8 protein-coding genes are annotated in these 17,604 nt (G+C 61.1%); all 8 read right to left on the bottom strand.

All coding sequences use genetic code 11. The annotated features are described in order from the left end of the window. Complete coding sequence (locus ACOYXG_RS26670) at positions 1-4,575, bottom strand: hypothetical protein (protein ID WP_460354934.1); 4,575 nt, start codon at positions 4,573-4,575, stop codon at positions 1-3. A gap of 152 nt (positions 4,576-4,727) precedes the next feature. Further along, on the bottom strand, positions 4,728-5,828 hold the full coding sequence (locus ACOYXG_RS26665) for a polyamine ABC transporter substrate-binding protein (protein WP_096795420.1): 1,101 nt from the start codon (positions 5,826-5,828) through the stop codon (positions 4,728-4,730). Further along, a complete protein-coding gene (locus ACOYXG_RS26660) occupies positions 5,825-6,850 on the bottom strand; it encodes a histone deacetylase family protein (RefSeq protein WP_460354932.1) in 1,026 nt (341 codons plus the stop codon). Before ACOYXG_RS26660 ends, ACOYXG_RS26665 begins: the two co-directional genes overlap by 4 nt. Positions 6,851-7,118: 268 nt before the next feature. Then, entirely contained in the window at positions 7,119-8,114 is a 996-nt protein-coding gene (locus tag ACOYXG_RS26655) for an AraC family transcriptional regulator (RefSeq protein ID WP_460354930.1), read from the bottom strand. A 103-nt stretch (positions 8,115-8,217) separates the two neighbouring features. Then, entirely contained in the window at positions 8,218-12,834 is a 4,617-nt protein-coding gene (locus ACOYXG_RS26650; protein ID WP_460354928.1) for a hypothetical protein, read from the bottom strand. 134 nt (positions 12,835-12,968) lie between these two features. Beyond that, positions 12,969-13,973, bottom strand: a complete 1,005-nt coding sequence (locus ACOYXG_RS26645; RefSeq protein ID WP_097089446.1) for an asparaginase — start codon at positions 13,971-13,973, stop codon at positions 12,969-12,971. Between the two features lie 171 nt (positions 13,974-14,144). Beyond that, the gene (locus ACOYXG_RS26640) at positions 14,145-15,590 is read right to left on the bottom strand and encodes an alanine/glycine:cation symporter family protein (protein ID WP_097089448.1); all 1,446 of its coding nucleotides are present in this window, start codon (positions 15,588-15,590) and stop codon (positions 14,145-14,147) included. 507 nt (positions 15,591-16,097) lie between these two features. Next, a complete protein-coding gene (aspA, locus tag ACOYXG_RS26635) occupies positions 16,098-17,522 on the bottom strand; it encodes an aspartate ammonia-lyase (RefSeq protein ID WP_027610364.1) in 1,425 nt (474 codons plus the stop codon). Between the last annotated feature and the right edge of the window lie 82 nt (positions 17,523-17,604).

The following is a 17,604-nucleotide window of genomic DNA, read 5'->3' as shown; positions in this document are numbered from 1 at the left end:
TTATGAGAAAAACAGCGAACGCGCCAGCTGCGGGCTGATCGCGCTGCGATAGATAGCGATGATTTGCGGGCTGCTGGTGGCTGAGTCCAGGTCGAAGGCGCCGGCCATCCGCCGTTGCTCCTGCAGTTTCAAATGGGCGGCGGTGAAGGCGTCGGCCGGTGCATCGAGGCTGTTGTAATGGAAGTGCGCGTACCACAACGTCTTGCCGCTGCGCCGCTCGCGAATTTCGTACTCCTGCAGATAATCCCTGCGCGGGCCTTTGAGGCGACGCCGGGCACCGCCAGACACAATGTCGATCTCATTTTTGTGCAATAACCATTCGACCCGGGCGGCGGTTGGCGGTTGTTGCTTGGTCATCTCGACCCGTATCCGGTAGCCCTCGGCGTACAGGCGTTCACCCGCCTGGTTCAATTGGGCGATCAGGGCTGGCGGCTCCTCGGTGCTGTTCGCCCGCAGCCGGGCCTGTTCAAGGCTTTTCGCGCTTTCGTCGAGCTGTTCGGCCTTGCGCTGGAACTGCTCTTCGATCTCCACCGGAATCCGACCGGGTTTTTTGGCATGGGCTTCGGTTTGCCGGATGAAGCTTTCTACGCCATCGAGCAGCGTCTGGCCCTGGCTGATCTGGGTGGCGAGATCCGCTACCGGAGCAGGCGGGCGGCGCCGTCCGGGCTGAATGCGTTCGACCCAGACACCGGGCGTTTTCTCGTGAAACGTGGCGATGACGTTCCCGGTCATGGGCGCTTTCACGTCAAGCAGAACCGGTTGCCCTGGCGCCGAGGAACGCAACTCGCCGACCACTGTGCCCTTGAAGCGGGTTTTGATAATCCGTTTACGTGAGGCTGGCGCTGGCCTTGAAGGACCGGGCCGAGGCTCCACCGGCCGGTGTTCGAGGAGCAATTGCGCCAGTTGCTCTTCGGTCTGGCGCTGGAACTCGTTGATTCGTTTACGCGTATGGCTGAAGGGCTCGTCAAGCAGCACATCCTTGTGGTTGAGGGCGAAATCCTCGAACGACTGATCGATGGCGGCAAACTGTTCGAGCATGCCGTTGAGGCCTTCGATCCGCTCGTTGGCCCCCAGGCTGGTGTGGTCGAGCAGCAGTTCCTGTGAGGTCTGAATCACCAGGTTGGTTGTGTCGAGCAGGCGTACCAGATCGCCTTGCGCCTGAGTCAGCGCTGGCGAAGCCTGCTCTTGCAGGCAGATGTCGCGAGCCAGCGACACCTGAAGTGCCTTGAGATCATTGAGACTGAACACAGGCAGCTTTGCGCGATAGGTATTGGCGACTTCAGCGGCACGTTTGCCCAGTCGGCTCAACTCCTGGAAACGTGACTGGGCAAACTCGATCTTGCTGATCATGCCCTCGGTCAAATCGTACATTCTGCGGTAGGTGACAGGGTCACCGGTGCCTGCCGCCGTTTCTTCGGCCTCGAGCAGCACCAGGGTTTCCTTGAGGGTTCTGGCGAAGAGGGGATCACGTTGAGCGAGCCATGTCTGGTTGAAGAACAACTGGGTACCGAGCATCTCGGTCATGGCGGTGCGGAAATGGGGTACGGTCTCAAGCAGGTTCAGCGATTTCAGCTGGTCGATGGGAGCCGCGTATTCCTCGGTGCGGCGTTCAAGTGCTGCAAGAAACGTGGTCTGCTGCGCCACCAGAGTGTCATCGCTGGCCGTGGTCATGGCGGTGTGAGCGGCTGTCAGCTCTGCGCGGGCCTGCTCGCGGGTGTTATCGAACTCGGTCAGTTGTTTCTTGAGTTCGGCGATGCGTTCATTGTTTTCCCGTCGTTTGGCCTTGCGCCGACTCGACAGACCACCACCGCGCAGACGCAGGCGAGTGTCGACGAACCACTCGCCCCGTCGATTGCGGATCAACCCGGGGCCCTGACGTCCGGGCTGTCGCTGCGAATTGATGATCGAAACCTCACCGGTGTCGGCGACCGCCACTTCGAACCAGCGCTCACCCACGGCTGCGTAGTACCCGCTGGCATGTCGATAAAGGTGACGATAAAGGCCGGCGTCGCTGGCGGGCGGGGTGAGCGCTTCGGGGCGCGTAACGGCAAACCGATCCAGGGTTTGGGTCAGGCTCAGGGCGGTGTCGGTCATCAGCGAAGTCTGATGTTGCGCCGGATATTCACCGATCACATCAGGGCGTTGCACGATGTTTACCGGCGTTGGTGGCACCGGCTCCCTGGGCTCGGTCTCGACGGTCACCGGCTTCTTTTCAGTGATGTCCCGAGGCGTTGCGTTACGGGTGCTGGCGTGATGGGCGAGCACCATGGCCAGGGTCAGCAACAGATCGGTCATCGCGGTTTTCTGCTGCCCGGTGTCGCCTGTGGCAGCGGCGTCGAAGGTTTGTTGCAGATCGTCCAGCACTTGCCAGATCCAGGCGGCGGTACCGACGGTTCGACCGAAAAACGGCAGTGCGGCGCTGAGGATCATCCAGCTCGCATGCTTGAAGCTCTCCCAGCGACTTTCGCTATTGGACACCGATTGCCGATTCGCCAGTTCGACCATTGCACTGACGTTGGCCTTGAACAGAACAGCCAGGTAATTGGTAGCGATGACTGCTGTCCCCAAGGTCAGCGTGCCGCTCATCTGCAAGGAAGTCAGGGGATCGGCGAGCAGTTGTGAGAGCGACCATACCGAGGGTCGATCATCGCTGAATACGTAATTGGCATAGTTGGCGCGCGCACTGTCCGGCAACCAGGCGAGGACCGACTGACGCAATGTCGGTGAATGCTTGATGGCGTACACCAGGTTGGCCGGCGACGGGTACTGGAGCAAGGCATGATCGGACAGCGGCCGGTACAGCAGGCAGGGTCCCTTGTCCATCTGTCGGGGGCCGATCACGAACATGTTGGCCACTTCATCGGTGGTTGTCCCCGGGCGCCACGCGGGATTGAAGGCCAGCGGCCGAATGACGATCTCCTGACCGTCCACCCGGCGATTGTCATCCAGCAATTGAACCACGGCCGCGACATAGCGATAGCCCGCCTCGTCGACCCCGCCCTGTGCGCGAATCTTCTGCTGCAAGGCCAGTAACGGCAATTCGACACGCAGCCGACTGGTGAACAGGTTCTGCCGTCGCAGGCTTTCCAGCGGGTCATCGCGCAGTTTTTGCCTGATCAGCGCAGGATAGGTCTGGCCGATGTCGACACTGATGATCAACCTCTCCAGATAATCAGCCGTCATCCATGCCGGCACCGCAGTGCTGCCGATACTGCTCACGGTCTTGTTGCCCAGCGGCAAGGCAATCAGGTTCTGCAACGCCAGGTCGACCAGGCTGAAGGTGCTGCGTTCTGGCTCCAGCAACGGTGTGAAACTGCCCCACACCACCACGCTGTCGACCACGATGCGAATCTCGGCCAGATTCAGTTCAGTGGCTTCGGGATGCTCCTTGAGCAGGGCCGCCTCCAGTTGCTCCAGCGCGAACTCGCGAATCGGTTTGATGCCGTCGTCAAAGGACTGCTCGGCGTTCTGACTTTGCACCTGCGCCAGATCCATCAGATGACGGCTGTAGGCAGTCAGGTCGCTGGGCGAGGCGTCGACCATCCACTCTGGCAACGCTTGCTCGACCAGGTTGAAGCGTGAAGACGACTGCTTGTCCGTGGGATCGAGTTCGTTGGTCGTGCGGCTGACGTGGGGCGTCAGATTGGTTGTCGCCGGTTCGTTTGCCAGCTCGCCAATCGCGTCGGCCTGCAGGGCGATCAGATTGCACGCCAGATGATCGAAGTAGTCACCGTCAGGTTCGATCAGCCGCCATTGCAGGGTTGCAGGCGGCGGTCCCTCCGTCTGGGTCTGCAGTGAGGCACCCAGTTCCTGCAGGGTATCGAAGGCCTGGAAACCGCGAGTGATGGTGTGGGTGAGAATCAGCGTGCGGCTGCCGAGCGTGCCGATCAGTACGGCCATGTCGAGGACGTGCAGGTGACTGGAAGTACCATCGCGCGTGGTGTCCAGATCGATCAGGCAGGCGCGGGACTGATAGCGATCATCGGTACTGCGGGCAGTTTTTTGCGGATGGTCGAAAAGACTCCGGGCCATGGCGCGCTGGTCGTCGTCCCACGCCGGGTTCGTCCCGACGTTCCACAGTTCGCGCAGGGACCTGGACAATCCCTGCCAGCGCGGGGCGGAGGCGCGGGTGAACTGGTTCCAGTAATCGACCTGTTGTTCCTCGAAGGCAACAAACAGCAGCGGCGCCAGTTCATTGAGCAGCCTGGCGATAGCCTCGATGTTGACGGGCAGTTGTACCGGTGTCTCGTGCGCAGGATGCAAGGTGAGGTAGTGCTCGCCATCCAGGTAGGTCACTGGCTTGTTGGCGACGCCATGCCGCACCAGCGCATCGGTCAGCGATTCGAAGTGTCGCGGCCCGGGGACGACACGCTGGTCACGCAAGGTCCAGCCAGGTGTCACCACCATTGCCAGTCGCGGGTCGATCTGTAACTTGGGGTATAGCGTCTTCAGTGCCGGTTGCAGGGCGCGGGTGGCGACTTCCCTGATTGAGGGGCCGGCGATCAGTTGGGTGAGCAGGGCGTCTTGATCATCCGGCAGCTTGTGGTCGGCGGGAGAGTTGAGGGTTTCTGGCATGGTCACATCCTTGGTCAGAACAGCAGGCACCGCGAAAGTGGCGGCGAGCGATGCGTTGCAAGGTAGTGACGGGCCGAGCACCGAAGGTGGTAGATAAATATCGCAGACAAAAAAAGACCCGCACGGCGGCGGGTCTTGTCGTCAGCGTCGGCTCAGGTGCCGGACTTGATCTTGGTCCAGGCCCGGGTGCGTGCCCGCTCGGCATCCCGCGGCAGCGGTTGCAGGGTGTAAAGCGTGCCCATCGCCGCATCGGTCGGGTACAGGTTGGGGTTGTTGCGGATCGCCGGGTCGACCAGTTGGGTGGCGTCCTTGTTCGGGTTCGGATACCCGACGAAGTCGCTGACCGGCGCGATCACCGTCGGTTGCAGCAGGTAGTTGATGAAGGTGTAGGCGTCCTCCGGGTTCTTCGCGCCCTTGGGAATAGCGAGCATGTCGAACCAGATCGGTGCGCCTTCCTTGGGCAGGCGCATGTCGACCACTACACCGTTCTTCGCTTCTTTGGCGCGATTGGCCGCTTGCGAGAAGCTGCCGGAATAACCGACCGCGACGCAGATGTCACCGTTGGCGATGTCGGCCATGTACTTGGACGAATGGAAGTAGGTCACGTACGGCCGGATCTTCATCAGCAGCGCTTCGGCCTTGGCATAGTCCGCCGGATTTTTGCTGTTGGGATCCAGACCCAGGTGTTGCAGGGCCAGCGGCAGAATCTCCGACGGCGAGTCGAGCAGGGCGACGCCGCACTGCTTGAGCTTGCTGAGATTCTCTTCCTTGAAGATCAGGTCCCAGCTGTCCACCGGCGCGTTATCGCCCAGCGCGGCTTTGACCTTGGCCGGGTTGAAGCCGATCAGGATGGTGCCGTACATGTACGGCACGGCGAATTTGTTGCCCGGGTCGTTGGCTTCGATCAGCTTCATCAGTTTCGGATCGAGATGATTCCAGTTCGGCAGCTTGCTGCGATCCAGCGGCTGGAACACCCCGGCTTCAATCTGCTTGGCGAGGAACACGTTGGACGGCACCACCACGTCATAGCCGGAGTTGCCGGTCAGCAGTTTGGCTTCCAGTGCTTCGTTGGTGTCGAAGATGTCGTAGACCAGTCTGGTCTGGGTGTTCTGTGCCTTGAAGTCTTCCAACGCCTTGGGCGTGATGTAGTCGAACCAGTTGTAGACGCGCAGGGTACGTTCTTCGGCGTGGGCGCCGACGCTGAGCAGCGCGGCGCACAGGGCTGGCGCAATGCAGTGCTTGAGTCGGTTCATTGTTCAAAACCTTCCAGCACGTTCACCGCGTTGATGCCGATTTCTTCCACCGCGTAACCCCCTTCCATGACGAACAGGGTTGGTTTGCCGAGGGCGGCGATGCGTTTGCCCATGGCCAGGTAATCCGGGCTGTCGAGCTTGAACTGCGAGATCGGATCGTCCTTGAAGGTGTCGACGCCCAGCGACACGACGATGATGTCGGCACCGTAGCTGTCGATCTCGTTGCAGGCCTGTTCCAGCGCCGCACTCCACACATCCCAGCCGGAACCGGCCGGCAGCGGATAGTTGAAATTGAAACCTTCACCGGCGCCTTCACCGCGTTCATCCTCGTAGCCGAGGAAGAACGGAAACTCGGCTTCCGGGTGGCCGTGGATCGAGGTGAACAGCACGTCGCTGCGCGCGTAGAAAATCGACTGGGTGCCGTTGCCGTGGTGATAGTCGACGTCGAGGATCGCGACCTTCTTGTGGCCGGCATCAAGGAATGCCTGAGCGGCAATGGCGGCGTTGTTGAGGTAGCAATAACCGCCCATCAAGTCGCTGGCGGCGTGGTGTCCCGGTGGTCGGCACAGGGCGAAGGCACTGTGCGCGCCGCGCTGGATTTGCGCCTGGGCAGTCAGCGCCACTTGCGCTGCACTGTAGGCTGCTTGCCAAGTGCCGGCGGTGATTGGCGCGCCGCCGTCGAAGCTGTAGTAACCGAGCTGGCCGTGCAGGCTGGTCGGTTTGATCTGCCGCAGAGTGCGGGCGGGCCAGGTGTAGGGCAGCAAGTCGCCGTCGGTGTTGAATTCGGTCCAGCGTGCCCACGCACCTTTGAAGAAGTCGAGGTAATCGCGGCTGTGGATGCGCGCGATCGGTTCGAGGCCAAAATCCGTTGGCGCTTCTACCGGGCCGAGGTTCTGGTGCTGTACCCGTTGCAGCACATGGTCGGCACGCGAAGGCATCTCGAAGCACGGCTTGAGCTGGCCGTCGATGAGTTCGCAGCGGCCGTGGTGCAGGTGGTGATCGTCCGAGTAGATCGTCAGCATTTGTTGTTCTCCGCAGGGGGCTGATTCGGTTGCCCCCAGTGTTGCGGCGCGCGACGAAACGGAGAACGGCAGGAAAGGCCAAAAGGGGATCGATATGGCCAAAAACTCTGACCGCAATTCGCCCCTCTTTTCAGTACAGCCTTGCTTAGATTCAGGCATGCAATGCATTCCGGTGGGAGCGGGCTTGCTCGCGAATACGGTATGTCAGATAAATTGATCGCGACTGACACTGCGAATTCGCGAGCAAGCCCGCTCCCACATTGGAACATCAATGAGGGCGAAACTGGCTCGGCGCCACCCCGCTCCAGCGCACGAACGCATGGCGGAAACTCGCGGTCTCGCTGAAGCCCAGGGTCTCGGCGATGCGGTAGATCGGCAGTTGATCCTCACACAGCATCTGCTTGGCCCGCTCGAAGCGCAGTTCGTCGAGCAGTTCCTGATAACTGCTGCCCATGTCCTTCAAATGGCGGCGCAAGGTGCGCGGCGAGCACTTCATTTGCTGGGCCAGCCCCTCCAGCCCAGGTGCTGCATTGAGCTGGGCACTGAGCAACTGGCGAATCCGCCCCAGCCACGCCTGACGTCCGGTGAACTCGATGTTCTGTTTGCGGCAGCGGTCGGCCATGGCCTGGTGGGTGATGCTGTCGGCCAAAGGCAACGGCTGATCGAGCCAGCGCCGGTCAAAGGCGAAAGCATTGTCCTTGGCGCCGAAGTGCAGAGGGCTGTTGAAGTGCTCAGCGTAGCTGTCGCGGTAATCCGGCGCGGCATGTTCAAAACGTGTCGCCAGTAGCGGCAGCGGATGCCCAAGCAAATCGTCGCAGATGACCTTCAATGACACCAGGCAGAACTCCGCGTTGAACACCGCCATCGACGGGCTCTCGCGGTAATCGGCGGCGACGAACCAGACCCGCTCGCCGTCGTCTTCCAGGCTCAGTTCGAAAAGTGTTCCCAGCAGCGCCGGATAGCGAATCGCCAGGCGCAAAGCGTCACCTAAGGTGGCACTGGTGAGCAGGGCGTAACCGAGGATGCCGTAGCAGGAAACGTGCATCCGTCGGCCCAGTTCCAGGCCGATGTCATGCTTGAGCGCGACCGCATTGACGCAGACCTGCATTTCCTGATTGGTGGTGATGCGTGTGTCGGCACGGGCCAGATCCGCCGCACTGATGCCGCTGCCGGCCAGCAGCGCTTCGCTCGACAGGCCTTCGGTCTTGAAGGTGTTGAGTACCAGTGAGACGGCATTGAGCGTCGTGAGGTGGGAGTGGAGCATGAGGCGGCATCCGCTGGTTTTTGGCAAAAGAGGCAGCAAGTAGCGTGCCGTGCACGACGCCCACAGGCAGGGGCGACGTCGTGCACGGTCATCAGCGTATGCCTTAGCTCGCGCTGAAAAACAGCTGTCGGGCCTGCTCCACGCCGATCATGCTGCGGTAGTACGCCAGCCGTTCGGCCCGGCTCAACCCGCGAGTGCTGTCGGCATCGGATCCCAGTTGCCGCTCCGCGGGGGTTTTCAAACGTGCAGAGAGGAAGGCCTTGTCCGGCACCCATGAGGTGGAGTACAGAAAATGCGCGTACCACAGCACCTTGCGCGTGGTCTGGTCAGTGATGCTGTATTCGTCCAGGTAGAGCGCCTTGCCGCCCTTGAGGCGGCGTCGACTGACAGTTTTTGCAATACGGATGCTGTCATTGGTCTGAAGCCAGGCGACACCTGATGGTGTGGGTGATTGTGCCCTGGTCATCATCGACATGGCGGTTTTGGCCTGCTGATATAGGCTGTCGACGGCATCGCTCAGCGCCTTGTTCAGCACCGCAGCCGAGCGCTGGCTGCTGTCCGTGGCGTTGCTGTCGGTCAGGGCCTGTTCAATGGCCGCGCTGACGTGTTCCAGTTGCAGGGCGTGCTGGTGAAACAGGTACTCGATACCGACCGCCGAGCGTCCGGCCTGCTTCATGAGTTCGTTCATGCGCAGGGTGAACGCCGGCAGGCCGTCGAGCAGGTCCTGCCCCTTGTTCAGGCTGGTTTCGAGCGCTGGCGTCGGCGTCGGCAAGGCAGTGCTGATACGTTCGACCCACACCCCGGGAGTTTTTTGATGAAAGGTCGAGATGACCTTGTCCGTGAGCGGTGACTTGATGTCGACCAGGTCGGTTTCCAGGCCCTGTGCCGTCAGGCGCGGCTCGCCGATCAGCACGCCGTTGTAGCGGGTGCGGATGAACTTCTTTTTCGGCCTTGGCGGTTGCACGGGGAGCGCCGGGCGGCTGCGCAGGGTGTCGCGCTCTTCGAGCAACAGCACCAGGTTGTGGCGGGCGCTGCGGTTGAATTGCTCGAGCTGTTGGCGAAGGTTTGCCAGCGGTGCCTCTTGCACACTTTCAGCGAACGCGGACTTGAAGTCTGCCAGGCGCTCGTCGAGTACGTTGAATTGTTCGATCAGATCGTTGAGGCAGTCGATGCGTTCGTCGAGCCGGGAAACGCTGCGCTCTTCGAGGGTGTCGCGCAGCGCCTGAATGGCGATATCGGCGGTATCGACAATCCGGTCGAGACTGAGCCAGGCATCCGCGGCTGTCGCCACCGAGTGTTCGGGCAGACAGACATTGCGCGCCAGTGTCACTTGCAGTGCCTTGAGATCGTCGATCGAGTACGCCGGGAGTGCCTTGCGGGTCAGTTGAATCAGGCGCAAGCCGTCTCTCTCGAACTCTTTGAGTTGCTCCAGCCTTACCTGGATCTGCTCCAGACGCGTGATCATGTCCTGATTGAGTTCAAGCATCTGTCGCGTCTCGGCGATTTGCCGAAGCTGCGGTTGTTCGGCCTGGCGTTCGAGGTTGTTCAGCGTGCTGCGCAATTTCGGCGTGAACACGGTCAGCGCCTCGCGAACCCCGGCATGGGTGAGTTCGAGCTGAGCCTTGAGATAACCCAGAGAACGCTGCTGATAATCAGCTGTCGGCGAGAACACATGCAGCGCTTTGAGATCGCTCAACGCTCGGGTATAGGCATCGCGTTGCGTTTCCAGAGCCTGAAGAAACACATGGCGTTTGTCCGCAGCGGTTTCAGCAGTGGCAGCACTCATTGCCTGGCGCGCCTGTTCCAGCTCGCCTTGGGCTAACGCCTTACGGCTTTCGAAAGCGGTCAGGCGAGTGCGCAGTTTTTCCGCTTCGATCTGGCGTTGTGTTTCAGCCAGCCTGGTCAGGCCGGTCGAGCCGCCTCCGCGCAGACGCATCCGGGTATCGATAAACCATTCGCCGCGCAAGTTGCCGATCAGGGCAGGACCGGTGTGTGCGGGATTCTGTGAATCGATGATCATGACCGTGGCGTTTTCGTCCACCGCCACCTGGAACCAGTCAGCACCGACCGGGGCGTACCATTTGTCGCCATGGCGGTAGAGGTGACGATGGCGTCCGGCCCCGGCGTCGCTGCGGCTCAGACCTTGTGGACGCTGGATCCGGAAGCGGCTCAATACGATGCGCAGGCTTGCCGGCGTGCGGTTTGCGGCGCCACTGATGTTTAAGGTCTGCTGCAGGTTCGAGGTTTCATGGGGAGCGCTTTTTTCGAGCTGGTGCAGGATGACGTGTGGCGTCGTGGGCTCAGGTTTTGACGCTATGTCGACGGCATCTGTCTCATGCGCCAATCGTTGCGGGGAGCGCGCGGCGATGTGTAGCGTAATCGCCATCCCCAGATTGAGCAGCACCTCGGTGAACGCTGACCATTGCGCGGAAGAGTCATCCTGCTCCCGGGCTTCCTTCAGGGCTTGCAGTTGCTCCATCACCTGCCAGATCCACGTCGCGACACCCACCGTGCGTCCGAGGAACGGCAAGACGGCATTGAACAGGGTCCATCCGGCCTGTTTGAAACTGGCCCAGCGACTTTCCGCATTTGACACCGACTGGCGGTCGGCCAGCTCGACCAGCGCCGACGCGTTGGCTTTGTACAGAACGCCTGGCAGATCGCCCTCCACGGTCTTTCTACCGAGGCTGATCGGCCCACTCATGACCCTCATTTTTTCCGCATCCACCAGAAACTCGGTGACGGTCCAGGGGGAGGGCAACGTGCCTGGAAACACATAGTTGGCGTAGTCGCTGCGCACGCGGTCCGGGAGCCAGGCGAGCACCGAGTCACGCAGACTGGCGGATTGCTGGATGGCGTACAGCAAGTTGCTGGGGGAAGGGTATTGGGTCAACGGCTGGTCGAGCATCGGTCGATACAGCAGGCACGGCCCGGCGCTCGGGTCCTCAGGACCGATCACGAACATGTTGGCGACTTCGTCATGGCTGCCGTCTGTTCTGCGTTGAGGTACGAAAGCCAGAGGCCGCATGACGATGGTCTGGTCCTCGACCATGCGATGGTTGCTGTCGGGATCCAGCACCGCGACGACATAGCGGTAACCGCGTGCGTCGATACCGGCCTTGCCGCGAATTTTCGATTGCAGGGCTAGCAGCGGCAACTGGATGCGCAAGTGTTGAGTGAACAGTGCCTGTCTCCCGGCGGAAGCTGGCGTGGTGTCGACCAACTGACGCTTGATCAGCGCCGGGTAGGTCGTACCGATATCCGCGCGGGTTACCAGGTCTTCCAGATAGCTTACGGTCAGCCATGTCGGCAATGGCTTGCCACGGGTGGAGTGCAGGGTCTTGTTGCCTACCGGCACTGCAATCAGATTCTGCAAGGCCAGATCGGTGACGCTGAAATTGTAAGTCTCGATTTTTCCCGGAACAGTAAAGGTGCCCCAGATCACCGGACTTTTGACCCGCAACTGGATCGACTCCAGAGCTGTTTCAAGATCGGTACGCTGCGCATCGGCGTGCGCGCGAAGGGTCTCGGCATGCAAGGCGTTCATTTCGCTCAGCGCGTATTCGCTGATTGGCAGGATGCCATCCAGATAGGACTTGCCGGTGTTCTGGTTATGCAGTGCAGCCAGATCCTTCAAGTGCCGGGAATAGTTGTTCAGATCCGGCAGTGATGCAGCAATGAGCCAGTCAGGCAAGGCATTCTGAAACCAGCTCAATGGCGGGCCGGGCTTTTTCGCCGTGGCGTCGACTTCGGGGGTGGCCGTGGACAATGGCTTGTCGAGCGGGGCAGGTGTGGCAGGAGAAAAATCCAGCGCGCCGATCACATCGATCTGAATCGAGACCAGTGCACACGCCTGATAATCGAAGATGCTGCCCGAGGGTTCCAGCAATCGCCAGTTCAACTGCTGGTACGGCTGAAGATTGCCCACGTGCGCAGGCAAGGATTTGCCCAGTTGGTCAAGAGAGTCGAACTTCTGATAACCCTTGAGCAGTGAGTGGGCGAGGATGACCGTCTTTCCCTGTTGTGTGCCGATCAGCACGGCCATCGATACTTCGTTCAAATGCTTTACGGTTGTGCCATCGATCAGATCAATGGCGATCAGGCAGGCGCTGTTCTGGTCATCGATTTTCCTGCCGGCCAGACCGGCAGTGCGATACAGCGCGCGGGCCATTGCGCAGTCACTCTCGCTCCAGCCTTGTACCTGATTGACGTTCCAGATCTCGCGCAGGGTGTTCGACAATGTATGCCAACGCGGGCCGTTGCTGTCGTCGGCGTTGTTCCAGTACGCCAGCTGTTGCTCCTGAAACGCCGTGAGCATGACCGGTGCCAGCAGGTTGAGCAGGCTGGCGATTTCGTCGATCCGTACCGGCAGGTGGACGGCCGGATCGCTGATCGGTTGTTGCGTCAGAAAGTGTTCACCTTCGATATACAGCGTCGGCGTGCCCTGCACGACCTGGGCGGCGAGGATTTCGGTCAAGGCCTGGTAGGTCGGATTTCCGGCAACGATCTGTTCGTCGACGATGGACCATTGCGGCGTGCCGATCATGGTAATGCTCGGCTCCAGATCAAGCGTGGGGTACAGCTTGCGCAAATGTTCGCGCAACAGCACGGCGGCCACGTCGCGCAAGTCGGGGCCGACACTCAATTGGGTGATCAGGGCTTCGGTGGGATTGGTGCCGGCAGCCGTCTGCCGGGTGGAGCTTGTGGTTGCTGAACTCATCGTGCGTCCCTGCGTTCTGGTGATGGAGGCGATCCCGAGGACAAGTCTCGGGATCGCTCCATGCTAGGGAGGCACGATGCAGCGTGGGTGGTAGATATGTAGGGCGTCGGACTATCGCCGGCGCCGGACCAGGCTCAGCGCAATTCGCCACACAGGTCGAGTTCGATCAGACGCCGCACTTCGGCGTTGTCCAGACCCGCACCGAGCAAGCCGTGCAGCTTGCCGAACGCCGCTTCTCGGGTCATGCCGCCACCGGACAACACGCCAACGCCGCGCAAACGGCTGCCGGCTTCATACACATCCAGCTCGACCCCGCCTTCATGGCACTGCGTGACCGCAACCACCACCACACCGTTGTCCCGTGCGCGGCCGAGGCTGGCAAGGAACTCGGGATTGTCGCTCGGTCCGGTGCCGCTGCCGTAGCACTCCAGCACCAGACCTTTGATACCGCTGGCCAGCAGGCCATCAACCACCTCGGCGCCGATGCCGGGGAACAGTGGCAGCACAGCAACCTTGGCCAGTTGTTTCGGCTGGTTGTAGTTCAGTGCGGCCGGAATCGACGGCGCTTTCACCCCGCCGCCCTGACGCTCCAGGCGCTTGAACGGATGCCGGCCGAAGCTGCGCACTTTCGCGCAACGGGTCGGCGCCAGCAGCTCGCCATGGAAATACAGGTGCACGCCCGGCGCCAGACCCTGACCCAGAGCAACGAGCGCGCCACCGAGGTTTTCCCAGGCATCGCTGTCGGTGACGCCGGCCGGCAGCATCGAGCCGGTGAAACACACCCGGGCATGCAGGCCGAGCAACTGGAAACTCATCGCCGCAGCGCTGTAGGCCAGGGTGTCGGTGCCATGCAGGATCAGCACGCTGTCGCAGCCTTGCACGTCCACCGCATCGACCACCGCTTCGCGCAGTTGCTGCCAGTAGGCCGGGGTCATGTTGGCGCTGTCGATCAGCGGCGACATTTCCCGGAAGCGCCACTGCGGCACAACGAGTTCAGGCTGGCTGTGCAGGTAGTCGCGCATCCGCGCTTCGAAACCGGACGCCGGGGCCAGACCGTTGGCACTGGCCTGCATGCCGATGGTGCCACCGGTGTAGAGCACCATGACGTGTTGGGCGGCGGGAAAGGAATTGGCAATCATCTGAGGGTCTCCACAAGAGATGACATTGTAGGAGTGAGCCTGCTCGCGATAGCGGTTCATCATTCAACATTGATGTTGGCTGAAAGACAGCTATCGCGAGCAGGCTCGCTCCTACAAGTTATTGCATCACAATAACTGACGGGCGCAGGGGATGCGCCCGTCATTCACCTGTCAGCGTTGCGCTGCAGGCACGCCTTGCGGCTCGACTGCGGTCTTGCCGGCGGCTGGCGCCTCGGTCGGCCAGGCCTTCAGGTCCAGATCCAGATCGGCAAATTTGCTGGAGTCGAACACGGGCTGCTTGATGCCGGCGCGGCGCTGTTCGTCGTAGTCGCGCATCACGCGCATGCCGACCTTGAACAGCATGGCCAGGGCCATCAGGTTGACGAAGGCCAGGCAGGTCATGGTGATGTCGGCGAAGGCGAACACGGTCGACAGATCCTGCATCGAACCCCATACCACCAGCGCCAGGACCAGACCGCGGAAAACCATCAGCAAGGCGCGGTTGCGGCTGAGGAACTGCAGGCTGTTTTCGCCCAGGTAGTAGTTGTAGAGGATGCAGGTGAAGACGAACAGCGACAGCGCGACGCTGACGAAGATGCGGCCCCAGTCACCGACCACGGCGGCCAGCGAGTTCTGGGTCAGGACGATGCCGTCACCTTCGAAGCCCGGGGTGTAGAAGCCCGACAACAGGATCAGCAGCGCGGTGCAGGTGCAGATCACGAAGGTGTCGAGGAACACGCTGAAGGCCTGAACCACGCCCTGGGCGCCCGGGTGTTTCACCGAGGCCACGGCGGCGACGTTCGGCGCACTGCCCAGGCCCGCTTCGTTGGCGAACACGCCACGCTTCACGCCCATGACGATGGCGCTGCCGAGCAGGCCGCCGAAGGCCGGGTCGAGACCGAAGGCGCTCTTGAAGATGGTTTCCAGCATCGCTGGCACGTGTTCGATCTGGGTGCCGATCACGTACAGGGTCACGCCGATGTACGCCAGGGTCTTGACCGGTACCAGCAGATCGGACACTGCAGCGATGCGCTTGATGCCGCCGATGAAGGTGATGGCCAGCAGCACCGCCAGGACGATCCCGGTGTGGCTTGGGTCGAAGGCAAAGGCGTTTTGCAGCGAGTGGGTCACGGTGTAAGACTGCAGGCCGATGAAGGCGAAGCCGTAGGTGACCAGCAGCAGGACCGAGAACACCACTGCCATGCCTTTCAACTTCAGGCCGTGCTGGATGTAGTAGGCCGGGCCGCCACGGTACAGACCGTCGCCATCGGCGCGCTTGTAGACCTGCGCCAGGGTGCATTCGAAGAAGCTGCTGGACATGCCGACCAGTGCGGTCACCCACATCCAGAACACCGCACCCGGACCACCGAGGGTCACGGCGATGCCGACACCGGCGATGTTGCCTGCACCGACGCGGCCGGCAAGGCTGAGCATCAGGGCCTGGAACGAGCTGAGTTGCCCGCCGCTGCTTTTCAGGCTGTCGCGGAACACCGCGAACATGTGGAAGAAGTGCCGCAATTGAACGAAACGCGAGCGAATCGTGAAGTAGCTACCGAGCCCGACAATGAGCACGATCAGTACTTTCCCTGAGAGGAAGTCGTTGATGACTTCGAGCATGGATTTTTCCTCGCTGTTTTTTGTGTAAGCAAATGCTGGATGTTCAGAAACATCGCGTTACACCGGTTTGCGCGCGGCACGACAGGTGAGGCGAAGGTTTCGTCCCGGATCCATTTCGCGGGTTTGTTATTAGTTCGGGTTTCGCATGGGTTATGGCCTCGTTACCGACGACCGCTCACGCGAAGAGGGGCGGCACTATACCGATCAGTGCGGCGCCCGTCTGCACGCTCGTGGTGCAAGCGACGAAACGAAGCGTTGAAACACCCGGCGTTACCGGCGCCGGGCTTGTGCGGGAACTGCTCTTCTGTTGATGCAAACCCTGTGGTGAGGGGATTTATCCCCCCTCATCACAATGACTCACCTCTACATTGTTCAGTCCCCAGACATACGGGTCTCAGGATCAGAAAGTTAAAAAAAAGGGCTTGGGGACAAATCCCCAAGCCCTCAAAAGGTGAGAGGTGTCTAGTCCCTCGACCTGGTGAGCGGTGCTACAAATAACGCGTCGGCTCAGGCTTTGAGCGGAACCAGACGCGGGGCAATCATGTTTTCCGGGCGCAGGATGTCGGCGAGCATGGCTTCGTCGAGCAGACCTTCTTCGCGCACCAGTTCCAGCACGCCGCGGCCGCTTTCAAGGGCGATACGGGCGATGCGGGTAGCGTTTTTGTAGCCGATGTACGGGTTCAGTGCGGTGACCAGACCGATCGAGTGCTCGACCAGTTCGCGGCAGCGGGCTTCGTTGGCGGTGATGCCGACGATGCAGTGCTCGCGCAGCATGTCCATGGCGCGTTGCAGCAGACGGATCGAGTCGAGGATCTTGAACGCGATCAGCGGCTCCATCACGTTCAGTTGCAGTTGGCCGCCTTCGGCTGCCATGGTCAGCGCCAGATCGTTACCGATGACCTGGAAGGCCACCTGGTTAACGGCTTCCGGAATCACCGGGTTGACCTTGCCGGGCATGATCGAGCTGCCTGGCTGACGCGCTGGCAGGTTGATCTCGTTGATGCCGGTGCGTGGGCCGCTGGACAGCAGGCGCAGGTCGTTGCAGATCTTCGAAAGCTTGACCGCGGTGCGCTTGAGCATGCCGGAGAACAGCACGAAGGCGCCCATGTCGGAGGTGGCTTCGATCAGGTCGGCGGCGGGCACCAGCGGCTGACCGCTGATCAGTGCCAGGCGTTGTACGGCCAGCGCTTGATAGCGCGGGTCGGCGTTGATGCCGGTGCCGATCGCGGTGCCGCCCAGGTTCACTTCGGTCAGCAGTTCCGGGGCCAGCGTCTTCAGACGGGCCAGGTCTTCGCCCATGGTGGTGGCGAAAGCACGGAATTCTTGACCCAAAGTCATCGGTACGGCGTCTTGCAGCTGGGTACGGCCCATTTTCAGGACGTGATCGAATTCTTTGCCCTTGGCCGCGAAGGCCTGAATCAGGCTGTCGAGGCTGGCCAGCAGCGCGTCGTGACCCAGCAGCAGACCCAGGCGGATCGCGGTCGGGTAGGCGTCGTTGGTCGACTGCGCCATGTTGACGTCGTCGTTCGGGTGCAGGTACTGGTACTCGCCTTTCTGGTGACCCATTGCTTCGAGCGCAATGTTGGCGATCACTTCGTTGGCGTTCATGTTGGTGGACGTACCGGCGCCACCTTGAATCATGTCGACCACGAACTCTTCGTGGAAATCACCGCGGATCAATCGGGCACAGGCTTCGCTGATGGCAGCGTGCTTGGCTTCGCTCAGATGACCCAACTCACGGTTGGCGTCAGCGGCGGCCTGTTTGACCATCGCCAGACCCACAACCAGTTTCGGGTAATGCGAAATCGGAACGCCGGAGAGACGGAAGTTGTTCACCGCTCGCAGGGTCTGGATGCCGTAATACGCTTGAGCCGGTACTTCGAGGGCGCCAAGCAGGTCGTTTTCTGTGCGGAAAGATGCAGCGGAGGACATGATAGAAATCATCTCGATATGGACCCGGTCTGTGCCGGAACGCTGCGAATGCTAGGCTTGTGGGATTTTTTGGGCCAATGCT

This window comes from Pseudomonas sp. G3-39 (assembly GCF_054790485.1).
The sequence above is the reverse complement of the archived record's forward strand: the minus strand, read 5'-3'. Positions and strand labels throughout refer to the sequence as shown.

Bases quoted from the DNA above. Each gene is read 5' to 3' on its own strand.
- ACOYXG_RS26670 (WP_460354934.1), bottom strand. From the start codon at position 4,575: ATGCCAGAAACCCTCAACTCTCCCGCCGACCACAAGCTGCCGGATGAT.
- ACOYXG_RS26665 (WP_096795420.1), bottom strand. From the start codon at position 5,828: ATGAACCGACTCAAGCACTGCATTGCGCCAGCCCTGTGCGCCGCGCTG.
- ACOYXG_RS26660 (WP_460354932.1), bottom strand. From the start codon at position 6,850: ATGCTGACGATCTACTCGGACGATCACCACCTGCACCACGGCCGCTGC.
- ACOYXG_RS26655 (WP_460354930.1), bottom strand. From the start codon at position 8,114: ATGCTCCACTCCCACCTCACGACGCTCAATGCCGTCTCACTGGTACTC.
- ACOYXG_RS26650 (WP_460354928.1), bottom strand. From the start codon at position 12,834: ATGAGTTCAGCAACCACAAGCTCCACCCGGCAGACGGCTGCCGGCACC.
- ACOYXG_RS26645 (WP_097089446.1), bottom strand. From the start codon at position 13,973: ATGATTGCCAATTCCTTTCCCGCCGCCCAACACGTCATGGTGCTCTAC.
- ACOYXG_RS26640 (WP_097089448.1), bottom strand. From the start codon at position 15,590: ATGCTCGAAGTCATCAACGACTTCCTCTCAGGGAAAGTACTGATCGTG.
- aspA (WP_027610364.1), bottom strand. From the start codon at position 17,522: ATGTCCTCCGCTGCATCTTTCCGCACAGAAAACGACCTGCTTGGCGCC.